Here is a 12,097-nt window from a genome sequence, read left to right on the forward strand (position 1 = left end):
TTTACCACTAAAACGCCTGCTTAAAAATTAAGCAGTCGCTTCAGTAGTAGCCGCAGCTTTGTTATAAGCTTTTGCTAATGAAGCAACGCGATCTGAAGGTTGTGCACCTTTTTCGATCCACGCATTGTACGCTTCCATGTTTAGGCGTACTGCTTCTTCAGAATCTTTAGCGAGTGGGTTAAAAAAGCCGATGTTTTCAATATAGCGACCGTCACGCGCGCGGCGTTGATCAGCAACAACTACTTGATAAAATGGGCGTTTCTTGGCACCGCCCCGTGCTAAACGAATAACAACCATGTGAATTCTCTCTTTCGCAGGTATACCAAAAAGGGCATAATTATATCACAGTCTTATTTTATTGAAAACATAAACTGTGCTTATTTAATTATTTATTAACAATAGCTTAAATCGTCGTTGCTGTAAAACAAAATCCATAATCAGTCCTCATTATTAGAAAATAGGCTCGTATTTCACTTTCTAATAAATGCTTTAAATCAGAGATACGTTTATATTTGGCTAATTATTCGCTTCCGCCTATGTGAGCAAGGATTTTGTAATATGAAAGCTACCAGCGCCACTATTTGATTATGCTATCCTAGTATCTACCATTGCATACCAATATCTTGGACTCATATGACGACCCCAAATACTCAATTGCCTCATAAAAGCTGGCTGCCACGCTCTTACTCCAACAGTTGGCTGACCACCTTGATGGTCGCTTTTATTGTTATCATCAGTGTCGGGGTATCGATTTTATTTTTTTGGCGTAGTCTGTATTTACCAGAGCTTAAAAGCCATGCACGCTATTTGACCAGTGAGCTACGGTTAATGAATAGCGTCAATCAAGATTGGAAGGACAATCCTGAAGTACGTCAATGGATTTACCAGCACTCTCATGTAGTGGTCGTAGACAATCCAAACGACTTTCCACAGATTGCGGATAAAGCTTTTGTCGGTGTCTTTACCGATGTGCTACAACGCGAAATCGGGGCGCAGTTGGGTCGACCGGTGGAGGTGTATTTCAAGTTTAAGCCGACCCCGCAGCTTTGGGTACAAGACAGTCGTGATAGTAGTTTTTGGATTCGCGAACCGGTGGTTTATTATTCTCAGTACAGTCCGACCTTATTAATATTATTTTTAATTGGCCTACCGATTTTAACGCTATTGACCATCATTCTATTGGCGCGTCAATTAAATCGCCCGTTACGTTATTTACAGCGGGCAGCGACCAACTATATTCGCCTCGGTCATGCCACCACTTTGCCAACCCGTCATGGTCCTACTGAGATTCGCCAAGTGAATATGGCCTTTAATCACTTGTTTACGACGCTCAATCAAGCGCAAAAAGAGCGCACGATTATGCTTGCCGGTATTTCACATGATTTGCGTACACCGCTGACTCGGATGCGTTTAACCGCTGAGATGCTGCCTGATGAGTTTTTTCGTGAAGGCTTGATTTATGATATTGAGGATATGGATGCTATTTTAGAGCAGTTTATCTCCTTTATGAAAGATGGCTCTGATGAACCGGTACGCCTCACCAATTTAGATACCATATTTAATGAGATTATGGTGCAGTTTGCACCAATGGAGTTTATTTATCAGTCAGAATGTCACAAGGTCGTCCCCGTAAGACCTATGTCCATTAAGCGCCTGATTGTCAATCTGGTAAACAATGCCAAACGTTATGGCAAGCCGCCTATTTATCTATCAGCAACGGTTATACCAACCTTTATGGAGACAGAGGTAATAGAGGATAGCGATGTGGTGACTGAAAATGCGGTCAACAAAGAAGCAAAAGAGCAATTGATAATATGTGTGCGCGACTGTGGTGGTGGCGTTGCAGAAGACCAATTAGAGCGTATTATGCAGCCGTTTGAGCGGGGTGAGTCAGCGCGTACTACTCAAGGTAGCGGTTTAGGCTTAGCGATTGTCGATCGTATCGCGCGCTTGCACCATGGGACAGTTGAGGTCATTAATCATCCGGATGGCGGCCTACAGGTCTGCGTACACATTCCTTTGATCTCCAAAGTTGCTGGAGAACAACCATTGGATGCCAATACAGATAAAATTCCTATGGCTGCTAAAATAGTAAATAAATAACGCTAAAAATGAAAAATCTGACTAAAAATACAAATGATAAAATTTTTGCAGCTATTTTATGCGGTAGATACTATTCTCTAGTGCCAATGATAGGCGGGATATACTCAGCGCTATTGGTAAACGCTAAAGGCTGGGTTATGTCTTCCTGCGCCGCTTTTAAAGTCTGAGTCGTGGTTGGTTGCTGCAGAAACAAGTAATACCCTAGCGTTGCGGCATTCAATACGACTAAACCACCAAATAAATATGGCATCCTTTGCTCTCCTCTATTTTCGACTATATTATTCTACAAACTATAGTCGATTATTTTTAATTTTGCACTGACTATAAATGATTAAGCATCAAAATCGCGTTCGCTCTTTTCTTGCGTTAACTCATCAGCAGCAAGAACTTGGGTCAGCGGTTTAATCGGCCAGGTCATGACGAATCGTGCACCGCCCAAATCGCGGCTCTCACCTACTTTCATACTGCCATTAAACCAAAAAGCGATACGTGACACGATAGATAAACCCAAACCATAGCCACCTGAGGCACGCGTACGACTGTCATCCAAGCGTGAAAATGGAATGAACACCTTTTCACGATCTGCTTCTGAAATACCGTGACCGTCATCTTCTACACTGACAAAGGCATTGCCCTTTTTAACTCCAGCGCTAATAATAATAGTGCTCTCTGCATAGCGTAAGGCATTACCTGCCAAATTCTGAATAACGCGATGCAAGTAGCGCCTATCGGCTACTGCGGTCACTTTAGCATTTGGCAGCTTAGTCACTATTTTGATAGGCTTACCTAAAGCATTGGTTTCACGCTCAATCTGCTCAAGTAATTCCCTAAGATTCACCGGCTCCAAGTCTAGTTTTGGTGAGCCTTCTTCAAGTTTCGCATACGTTAATATCTCATCAATCAGACCATTAAGTGCTTCGATATCTTCATCAATAAAGTCGCGCTGACTGAACCGCGAGTCTTCATCATCAGTATCTGCCAACATATCAACGGCAAAGCGGATACGTGCAACTGGCGTACGCAGTTCATGGGAGACCGCGCGGGTCAATTCGCGCTGCGACTCAATCAAACGCTTAATATGGGCAGTCATCGCATTAAAGGTCGCTGATAGACGCGCAATTTCATCTTGCCCAATGACCTGTACTTGACTATCAAGATTGCCTTTACTAACTTCATTTACCCCCACTTGAATCAGTTGTAATTTGCGCTCGAGCGGGAAAATTAGCGCATAAACCCCCAAACTGATTAAAAACATACTAATCAGAATCATACTGACGATTAAATTAAGCGGGAAAAAATTAAACAGAGGGACTGGTCCTATCAAAACCGCCATATCATTTATTTCAGATGGCACAACAACTTTAATAGACGAATTGCTTTTACTGCTATTAGTATCTTGCAATAAAATGACGACCTCATCACGGCGCAAGCGCGCCATCTGATCAGGATCTAAATCGAGCGTATTTACGGCTTTAAATGCTAACGGAAACGAAAATTTTTCTTCCAACTGCGCCAAACGTGCGCGCTTATCAGACAAGGTACTGTAATAGGACAAATCATCTAATAGAAATACAGCAATTGCCCGTACATGCTGTTCGGTGACTTGTGATATGCGGGCGGTTAAAACACTTTTATTGTCTGGCAATCGGTAATAAACATCAGCGTACATCGGCTGACTGACATAGCGAACGACAGTATTTCCCTTCTCAAAGCGACGCAATTCACTGGCATTGAAGTCCACCTCATCGATGGACAAAATACTGAATTCTGTGCCAAACAAACTGCTTGCATCAGCTAGCCAATAATCACGTTGCGCTTCATTTTCTTGGTGAGTAAGACCTTCGCTTACTATATGAAAAGCCCCTGTTGCCATGTTTTCACGGTAAGATTGAACGCGTTCTTTATTGATAGTATCCATCAATAGCTGGGCAAATAATGCCACACACAAGCAGACTATTAATAATCCTGCATAAATACGAACAAAAATACTGTGTTTGAGAGAAGAGACTAATGACATACGTGCCGTAACCAACCTAATGAATAAGAGTTATTGATACCATGATAAATGTAAGCAACTGCGGTTAAATCAAAAACAAATAGCGGCTGCTTTTTGAATACTGCGTGTTATATATCATAACGGATATATGATAAATATTTACTATTGTATTTATCTGACATTTACTTAACTGGCGTATTAAATTATCGCTTAATTAAACCACATAACACAGCGATTAAGTTTAAAAACTTAAAATTTAAACCATAAAAAACCAGCTTCATGCTGGTTTCTTATTAAATAACGATTAATGCTAAGGGTTTGCGTCGAAAAGAGTGTATTAGTTGCCTTCTTTAACGAACAAATACCCTTTACTACGGACGGTTTTGATACGTTTTGGATTCTCTGGATCATCACCGATTTTTGGACGAATACGCGAAATACGTACGTCAATAGAACGATCTTGACCGTCGTATTCGATACCACGTAGGCGCTCAAAGATATCTTCACGCGACAAGATACGACCGGCATTAGAAGCCAATAACCATAATAGGTCATATTCAGCACTGGTAAAATCAACCAATTCTTCGCCTAGCATGACTGAACGACCACCGTTATCGATGATAAGCTCGCCAAACTCTAAACGCTGTGGCACATCTTCTGAGGGTGCGTTTTCTGAGCGACGTAATAATGCACGAATACGTGCTAATAATACACGCGGCTGAGCAGGCTTAGCGACGTAGTCATCAGCACCCATCTCAAGACCCAATACTTGATCCATATCTTCTGTGCGCGCGGTCAGCATCAAAATAGGATTTTGGTAATGTGGGCGTACCTCACGGCATACAGTCAACCCATCGCTACCAGGAAGCATAACATCAAGCACGACCAAATCTGGTTGTTCATTGACAATACGACGAATGGCGCGATTACCATCCGTTTCAATCGCAACTTCTAAACCATTTTTGACCAAATAGTCTTGGGTCAACATGGCCAGACGCTCATCATCCTCAACAATCAAAATTCGTGGGGTATTGTCATCATCATTCGTTGTCATTGTTATATCCTCTAATACATCTCATTTAAAAGCAGTCAAAGTAAGAGCGGTAAAATTAATAGCACCATAGAGCAGTGCAATTGATGTTGGTATAGCTGTTACAAACTTGGTAGCACAGTATACTATTAAACCTACAGCTTCCTATACTATAGCGTATTGTTGGTAACAAAACCTATAAACTACATCCGCTAAAACTTTAGTTTGCGTCCAAAAATCATACCTTTTATAGCGAACAAAAGAAATAAAATAGTTTTTATTCAATAATTATTTTTTATCATATTCAAACGATTACTTACCAAGCTAGATAGCCAAATAATACAGACACGCTTAATCAAAATCAGGACTAGTAACTTGATACTTAAAGTTTTATTTTCTAACCCCTAATATAACCATATATTGCCATTGTCGCTAGCGACTTTTCCAGCAGTTTATAAAAAACTTTTAATTCGTTGATGAGGATTCTATTAATACAGTGTATCTCTGTGGGAGTTAAACATAAAAAGCCAAACGATGGTAAAAACAGACATATAAAAAGGTAGTTATAAAAAGGTAGTTATAAAAAGACAGGCATAAAAAAACAGCCCATCATGGACTGTTTTTTATTATCGTAGAAAAAGCTAAAATAAATAGTTAACCTTACTAACAAAAAATACTAAGCACGGTTTTTGTACTTACGAATAGTTTGTAGCTGTGCGACTGATTCGGCCAATGACGCCAAAGCTGCATTAGTTTGTACGGTATCAGATTGGTTGACCAGCATTTGCTCCGCTTTCTTACGTGCTTCAACGATTTTACTTTCGTCAAGATTATGCGCACGCATGGCAGTATCAGCCAATACTGTCACCATCTTAGGTTGTACTTCTAATACACCACCTGATACATAAATCACTTCTTCTGCACCATCTGGGGTTTGCACGCGCATTGCGCCAGGCTTAAGCAAAGTAATAAGCGGTGTGTGACCTGGCAATATACCAATCTCGCCTTCGGTACCACTAGCTATTAACATGCTAATTTCGCCTGAATACAACTCTTCACGAGCACTTACGACGCGACATTGTAATGTTGCCATACTTAATTCCTTACTATCAAAGCGCGATCAAAACTGCGATGCGTTACTTATTAGCAAGTAGGCCTGTTATAGCCTACTTACCTTTAGCGAATGCTTAAATCATTTACGCTGCAGAAGACTTCATTTTTTCTGCTTTAGCAACAACTTCATCGATACCACCAGCCATGTAGAAAGCTTGCTCTGGTAAGCTATCATATTCACCAGCGATGATTGCTTTAAAGCTTGCAATGGTATCGCGTAGTGGTACATATTTACCAGGTGCACCGGTAAATACTTCAGCTACGTGGAATGGCTGTGATAAGAAGCGCTGGATTTTACGAGCACGATAAACGACTAGTTTATCTTCTTCTGACAACTCATCCATACCCAAAATTGCGATGATGTCTTTTAGCTCTTTATAGCGCTGTAGAACTTCCTGAACACCACGAGCAACGTTGTAATGCTCTTCACCGATAACCAATGGATCTAGCTGACGTGAGGTTGAATCTAGTGGATCAACCGCAGGATAGATACCTTGCGACGCGATATCACGGCTTAGTACCACAGTCGCATCTAAGTGAGCAAATGTTGTAGCTGGTGATGGATCCGTCAAGTCATCCGCAGGTACATATACTGCTTGTACAGAAGTAATTGAACCTGATTGCGTAGAAGTAATACGCTCTTGCAGCATACCCATCTCTTCAGCTAGTGTTGGCTGATAACCAACCGCTGATGGCATACGACCTAGCAATGCTGATACTTCAGTACCGGCTAGTGTATAACGGTAGATGTTATCAACGAATAGTAATACGTCACGACCTTTGCCAGTAGCAGGATCTTTGGTATCACGGAAGTATTCAGCCATGGTCAAACCAGACAGTGCAACACGTAAACGGTTACCCGGTGGCTCATTCATCTGACCGTATACCATCGCTACTTTAGATTTACTAAAGTCTTCGGTATTAACAACGCCAGCTTCTTGCATTTCGTGATAGAAATCATTCCCTTCACGCGTACGCTCACCAACACCCGCAAATACTGATAGACCTTCGTGCTTAAGCGCGATGTTGTTGATCAATTCCATCATGTTGACGGTTTTACCAACACCAGCACCACCAAACAAACCAACTTTACCACCTTTAGCAAACGGGCAAAGTAAATCGATTACTTTGATACCAGTCTCTAGCAGCTCAGTACTGTTTGATTGTTCCGCATAGCTTGGCGCTTCGCGATGAATTGACCAGCGCTCATCTGCCGCAACTGGACCTTCTTCATCGATAGGACGACCAAGAACATCCATGATACGACCTAGCGTACCAATACCGACTGGCACAGAAATCGGGCCACCAGTATTAGTAACCGGTAGGTTACGCTTTAGTCCTTCAGTAGAACCCATAGCAATCGTACGTACGATGCCATCACCCAGCTGTTGCTGTACTTCTAAAGTGGTTTCGGTGCCATCAACTAGCAAAGCATCAAAAATCTTAGGTACTTCGTTACGGTTAAACTCAACGTCAAGAACCGCGCCAATAATCTGTACAATACGACCGCTACTCATTGCGTTCTCCTGAAAATTCTGTATATAGTGGGTTTCATAAAGGGTTTCAATTATGAAACAGCAGCAGCACCGCCAACGATTTCCGAGATTTCTCGGGTAATCGCCGCTTGACGCAGCTTGTTATAAACCAACTGTAAATCGTTAATTAGGTCGCCAGCATTATCTGTCGCCGCTTTCATCGCAACCATACGTGAGGACTGCTCAGAGGCAATGTTTTCCATTACCGCTTGATAGACGATCGATTCAATGTAACGTCCAAGCAACTCATCAATCAATGTTTTGATATCAGGCTCGTAGATATAATCCCAGCTCAGTTCTGTTTGAATGCCGCTTTCTTCTTCACCAAACGCACTTTCTGGTAAAGGTACCAACTGATTAATGGTTGGCTTTTGCGTCATCGCATTAACGAACTTATTATAAACCACATAAATGCGATCTATTTTACCGTTAGTATAATCATCAAGCATCGCTTGAACCGGTGCGTTTATCTGCTCAAAAGTAGGTTTGTCACCATAATCAGTCACTGCTGCAGTGACCTTGCCACCAAAGCTTTTAAAGAAGCTGACACCTTTAGAGCCAATCACGGCAAATTCAGCTTGTACAGACTGGTCTTGGTATTGCTGGATACTTTTAGATAAGGCTTTAAATAAATTAATATTTAAACCACCCGCTAGACCACGGTCAGAAGTGATGACAATATAGCCAACTCTATCGACTGGACGGCTTACCATATACGGATGTTTATAATCGGATGAGGCGTGCACCAAATGCGAAATAACCCGGCGCATACTATCAGCATACGGGCGACCCACTTCCATGCGCTCTTGGGCACGGCGCATTTTACTAGCCGCTACCATTTGCATAGCGCGAGTAATTTTCTGGGTGCTTTGAATACTGGTGACTTTGGCACGTATTTCTTTTAAGTTTGCCATAATGATTCCAATATAAGAGGGTTAAAAAGCATTGGCGCATGCAACAATATTTTAATATAAAACAGTGTTCTTATTAACATTAACAATGTAGCATTGCTGCATTTTATCATTGTTTTGATGTTTTAATATCTTGTGGCATGACGCAACCATATACCATTAGTTGTGACTAAAGTGGCGCTGCTGTCTTAATAAAAAGCTTATCAGACAACGCGCCACTCCATAAGCTCTAACACTAAAGCCACAACAAAACTGGCTTAACCCGTTAAATTAATAACTGTGATTTTGTTTAAAAGTCTCTAAAGATGACTTTAAACGACCTGCGATATCATCGTTATAATTCGCAGTGTCATCAATCTCTTTCATTAAGTCGGCTTGCTCATCATGCATATAACGTAAGTAAGCTTCTTCAAAAGAACCGATTTTTTCAACAGGTACGTCTGCTAAGAAGCCTTCGTTTGATGCATAAATAACAGCGGCTTGCTCAGAGATAGACATTGGCTGATATTGCTTTTGCTTCATCAGTTCAGTCACACGCTCACCATGATCAAGCTGTTCGCGCGTTGCGTCATCAAGATCTGATGCAAACTGCGCAAATGCTGCCAATTCACGATATTGAGCCAGTGCGGTACGGATACCACCCGATAGCTTTTTGATAATCTTAGTCTGAGCAGCACCACCAACACGTGATACCGAGATACCAGCGTTCACAGCCGGACGGATACCTGAGTTGAATAGGCTTGATTCTAAGAAAATCTGACCATCAGTAATTGAAATTACGTTAGTCGGTACGAATGCAGATACGTCACCAGCTTGGGTTTCAATGATAGGTAGCGCGGTTAAAGAACCAGTTTTACCAACCACTTCACCATTGGTGAATTTTTCTACGTACGCTGCGTTTACGCGTGATGCACGCTCAAGTAAACGTGAGTGTAAGTAGAATACGTCACCAGGATACGCTTCACGACCTGGCGGACGACGTAATAGTAGTGAGATTTGACGATAAGCAACGGCTTGTTTTGATAAATCATCAAATACAATCAGTGCATCTTCGCCGCGGTCACGGAAGTATTCGCCCATCGTACAACCTGAGTACGGTGCGATATACTGGAGTGCTGCTGGCTCTGACGCTGAAGCGACTACAACAGTCGTATATTCAAGGGCGCCAGTTTGCTCAAGTTTACGTACGACGTTGGCAATGGTAGAGCGTTTCTGACCGATTGCAACATAGACACACTTAATACCAGAGGCTTTCTGGGCAATGATCGCATCGATAGCCATGGCGGTTTTACCCGTCTGACGGTCACCAATGATAAGTTCACGCTGACCACGACCGATTGGAATCATGGTATCAACAGACTTATAACCAGTCATGACTGGTTGATCAACTGACTGACGATCAATAACGCCGGGGGCGATCTTCTCGACTTTGTCGGTCATTTTGGCATTAATAGGACCTTTGCCATCAATAGGGTTACCTAAAGCATCAACAACACGGCCTAGCAACTCAGGACCTACCGGAACTTCAAGGATACGACCAGTACAATAGGCTTTTTGACCTTCTTGTAGTTTTAGGAAGTCACCCAGTACTACTGCGCCAACAGAATCACGCTCTAAGTTAAGCGCCATTCCGTAGACTTCACCTTCAAACTCAATCATTTCGCCGTACATGGCATCTTCAAGACCATGAATCTGCACGATACCGTCAGATACTTTGACAATCGTGCCTTCATTCTTTGCAGTTGCACCCGCATCAAGGTCTTGAATGCGCTGCTTAATCAGATTACTGATTTCCGCTGGATTCAATTGTTGCATTGCCTTGTTTCCTTTAATTTATGATAACCCGCCACTGACGTAAATGCTCTTATATCACGCATGCTTGATAAGCTACGTTGACGATTGGCATTAGGCCGTTAGCTGTGTTTTTAACTGTTGTAACTTGCCGCGCATCGAATCATCAATGACTTTGTCACCGACTTTGATCGTAACGCCTGCCAAGAGACTTGGGTCCACCGATTCATGAATCACTACGCTCGCATTTAGCGAAGTAGCAAGACGCGCTTGCAGCGTATCACGCTGTGCATCGGTTAATGGATAAGCAGAGGTCACATAAGCGTCAAGCTGCTTTAAGCTTATTGCCTTGTGACGGCGATAATGCTCATAAACTTCAGGAAGCAGCGCCAGACGCTCTTGCTCTGATAACTGTTTAACGAAGTTACTAAGTGCTACTGATACTTTTGGATAGCTGGCGTTGCTGTCATGACGAGCCCCTTGGGTCTCACCTAATAACTGCTTAAAAGCAGAATCACTAGCGCTAGCTACTTCTGTATCATAAAGATCGACCAAAGCAGCTGACTTATGCTCAGCAGAAACAGCTGGATTGTCTAGCCAAGTACTGAACGACTTGTCGTTGACAACGGTAGCCGCAACAAACAAGAAGTTTTCCCAGTCATTTACTGCCCCGTTTTCATTGGCATAGTCAAAAGCGGCTTTAGCGTACGGTCGTGCTAAGGTTGATAAGTCAGCCATGTTATCCTCACAATTACAGCTTAGCCGCCAGCTGATTTAACATACTGGCATGTTTTTGCACATCGACTGTGTCTTGCAAAATCTTCTCAGCACCAAGGACAGCCAGTTCAGCTACTTGGGCACGTAATGACTCACGCGCTTGATTGATTTCTTGGTCGATTGCCGCTTGTGCTTGTTGGCGAATGCGCTCGCCTTCCGCTTGGGCTTGCGTTTTAGCATCTTCAACAAGTTGATTGGCGCTTTTGTTCGCTTGCTCAATTAACGCAGCAGCTTTGGTCTTAGCCAGATTAAGCTCCTGCTGTACATCTTGCTCCGCGGTCGCCAAATCTGCTTTTGCTTTTTCAGCAGCATTTAAGCCTTCAGCAATTTTACGCTGACGGTCATTAATAGCGCCGATAAGTGGTGGCCACACGAATTTCATGCAGAACATCACAAAGATTGCAAAAGCAATGGCTTGACCGATGAGGGTAGAATTGATATTCACGTGATCACCTCTTTGTTAATGAAAAACCAGTTTCATTGATCATATTTGATAGCCAAACTTTGGCTATGGTTAACATGCAAGCTTTGACTACCAAACATTTACAACTGAGCTTTCTGATTAACCTGCTAGAGGGTTAGCGAACAACAATAGCATAGCAATACCAACACCGATCATCGGAATAGCATCAAGAAGACCTGCTACGATGAACATACGAGTTTGCAACTGTGAACCAAGTTCTGGCTGACGCGCAACACCTTCTAGGAATTTACCACCTAGAATAGCAAAACCAATACCTGTACCTAGTGCACCTAAACCGATAAGTAGTGCTACTGCGATAACTGTGTAACCACCTAATACTGGATCCATGGATGTATCCTCATTTACCTATTGAATGTC

12 protein-coding genes are annotated in these 12,097 nt (G+C 42.4%); 1 reads left to right on the forward strand and 11 read right to left on the reverse strand.

What is annotated here, in order from left to right; genetic code table 11:
* Positions 1 to 27: 27 nt before the first annotated feature.
* On the reverse strand, positions 28 to 297 hold the full coding sequence (gene rpsP, locus DABAL43B_RS13155) for a 30S ribosomal protein S16 (protein ID WP_079692811.1): 270 nt from the start codon (positions 295 to 297) through the stop codon (positions 28 to 30).
* Positions 298 to 633: 336 nt separating this feature from the next.
* Between rpsP and DABAL43B_RS13160 the strand changes: the two genes are divergently transcribed.
* On the forward strand, positions 634 to 2,103 hold the full coding sequence (locus tag DABAL43B_RS13160; protein WP_079692812.1) for an ATP-binding protein: 1,470 nt from the start codon (positions 634 to 636) through the stop codon (positions 2,101 to 2,103).
* Positions 2,104 to 2,173: 70 nt separating this feature from the next.
* Here DABAL43B_RS13160 and DABAL43B_RS13165 read toward each other — a convergent pair whose 3' ends face one another.
* The 10 genes from DABAL43B_RS13165 to atpE form a co-directional block, all read right to left on the reverse strand.
* A complete protein-coding gene (locus DABAL43B_RS13165; RefSeq protein WP_079692813.1) occupies positions 2,174 to 2,353 on the reverse strand; it encodes a hypothetical protein in 180 nt (59 codons plus the stop codon).
* Between the two features lie 81 nt (positions 2,354 to 2,434).
* Positions 2,435 to 4,120, reverse strand: coding sequence for an ATP-binding protein (locus DABAL43B_RS13170; RefSeq protein WP_079692814.1), 1,686 nt, complete (start codon positions 4,118 to 4,120; stop codon positions 2,435 to 2,437).
* A 316-nt stretch (positions 4,121 to 4,436) separates the two neighbouring features.
* Positions 4,437 to 5,153, reverse strand: coding sequence for a response regulator (locus DABAL43B_RS13175; RefSeq protein ID WP_079692815.1), 717 nt, complete (start codon positions 5,151 to 5,153; stop codon positions 4,437 to 4,439).
* Between the two features lie 652 nt (positions 5,154 to 5,805).
* The gene (locus DABAL43B_RS13180; RefSeq protein WP_079692816.1) at positions 5,806 to 6,222 is read right to left on the reverse strand and encodes a F0F1 ATP synthase subunit epsilon; all 417 of its coding nucleotides are present in this window, start codon (positions 6,220 to 6,222) and stop codon (positions 5,806 to 5,808) included.
* 103 nt (positions 6,223 to 6,325) lie between these two features.
* The gene (gene atpD, locus DABAL43B_RS13185) at positions 6,326 to 7,759 is read right to left on the reverse strand and encodes a F0F1 ATP synthase subunit beta (protein WP_079692817.1); all 1,434 of its coding nucleotides are present in this window, start codon (positions 7,757 to 7,759) and stop codon (positions 6,326 to 6,328) included.
* Positions 7,760 to 7,809: 50 nt separating this feature from the next.
* The gene (gene atpG / locus DABAL43B_RS13190; RefSeq protein WP_079692818.1) at positions 7,810 to 8,691 is read right to left on the reverse strand and encodes a F0F1 ATP synthase subunit gamma; all 882 of its coding nucleotides are present in this window, start codon (positions 8,689 to 8,691) and stop codon (positions 7,810 to 7,812) included.
* A 267-nt stretch (positions 8,692 to 8,958) separates the two neighbouring features.
* Positions 8,959 to 10,503 (reverse strand): F0F1 ATP synthase subunit alpha, encoded by a 1,545-nt coding sequence (gene atpA / locus DABAL43B_RS13195; protein WP_079692819.1) that lies wholly within the window; start codon positions 10,501 to 10,503, stop codon positions 8,959 to 8,961.
* A gap of 90 nt (positions 10,504 to 10,593) precedes the next feature.
* Positions 10,594 to 11,217, reverse strand: a complete 624-nt coding sequence (locus DABAL43B_RS13200; RefSeq protein WP_079692820.1) for a F0F1 ATP synthase subunit delta — start codon at positions 11,215 to 11,217, stop codon at positions 10,594 to 10,596.
* A gap of 13 nt (positions 11,218 to 11,230) precedes the next feature.
* Entirely contained in the window at positions 11,231 to 11,701 is a 471-nt protein-coding gene (locus DABAL43B_RS13205; protein WP_079692821.1) for a F0F1 ATP synthase subunit B, read from the reverse strand.
* A 117-nt stretch (positions 11,702 to 11,818) separates the two neighbouring features.
* Complete coding sequence (atpE, locus tag DABAL43B_RS13210) at positions 11,819 to 12,067, reverse strand: F0F1 ATP synthase subunit C (protein WP_010197960.1); 249 nt, start codon at positions 12,065 to 12,067, stop codon at positions 11,819 to 11,821.
* Positions 12,068 to 12,097 lie beyond the last annotated feature (30 nt).

Origin of the sequence: Psychrobacter sp. DAB_AL43B (assembly GCF_900168255.1) — a bacterium.
In the GTDB taxonomy this organism is placed as follows: Bacteria; Pseudomonadota; Gammaproteobacteria; order Pseudomonadales; family Moraxellaceae; genus Psychrobacter.

Excerpts from the sequence above, each read along its gene's own strand:
- atpG (WP_079692818.1), bottom strand. The coding sequence starts at position 8,691 with ATGGCAAACTTAAAAGAAATACGTGCCAAAGTCACCAGTATTCAAAGC.
- DABAL43B_RS13180 (WP_079692816.1), bottom strand. The coding sequence starts at position 6,222 with ATGGCAACATTACAATGTCGCGTCGTAAGTGCTCGTGAAGAGTTGTAT.
- DABAL43B_RS13170 (WP_079692814.1), bottom strand. The coding sequence starts at position 4,120 with ATGTCATTAGTCTCTTCTCTCAAACACAGTATTTTTGTTCGTATTTAT.
- DABAL43B_RS13200 (WP_079692820.1), bottom strand. The coding sequence starts at position 11,217 with ATGGCTGACTTATCAACCTTAGCACGACCGTACGCTAAAGCCGCTTTT.
- atpE (WP_010197960.1), bottom strand. The coding sequence starts at position 12,067 with ATGGATCCAGTATTAGGTGGTTACACAGTTATCGCAGTAGCACTACTT.
- DABAL43B_RS13165 (WP_079692813.1), bottom strand. The coding sequence starts at position 2,353 with ATGCCATATTTATTTGGTGGTTTAGTCGTATTGAATGCCGCAACGCTA.
- atpD (WP_079692817.1), bottom strand. The coding sequence starts at position 7,759 with ATGAGTAGCGGTCGTATTGTACAGATTATTGGCGCGGTTCTTGACGTT.
- DABAL43B_RS13175 (WP_079692815.1), bottom strand. The coding sequence starts at position 5,153 with ATGACAACGAATGATGATGACAATACCCCACGAATTTTGATTGTTGAG.
- atpA (WP_079692819.1), bottom strand. The coding sequence starts at position 10,503 with ATGCAACAATTGAATCCAGCGGAAATCAGTAATCTGATTAAGCAGCGC.
- DABAL43B_RS13160 (WP_079692812.1), top strand. The coding sequence starts at position 634 with ATGACGACCCCAAATACTCAATTGCCTCATAAAAGCTGGCTGCCACGC.
- rpsP (WP_079692811.1), bottom strand. The coding sequence starts at position 297 with ATGGTTGTTATTCGTTTAGCACGGGGCGGTGCCAAGAAACGCCCATTT.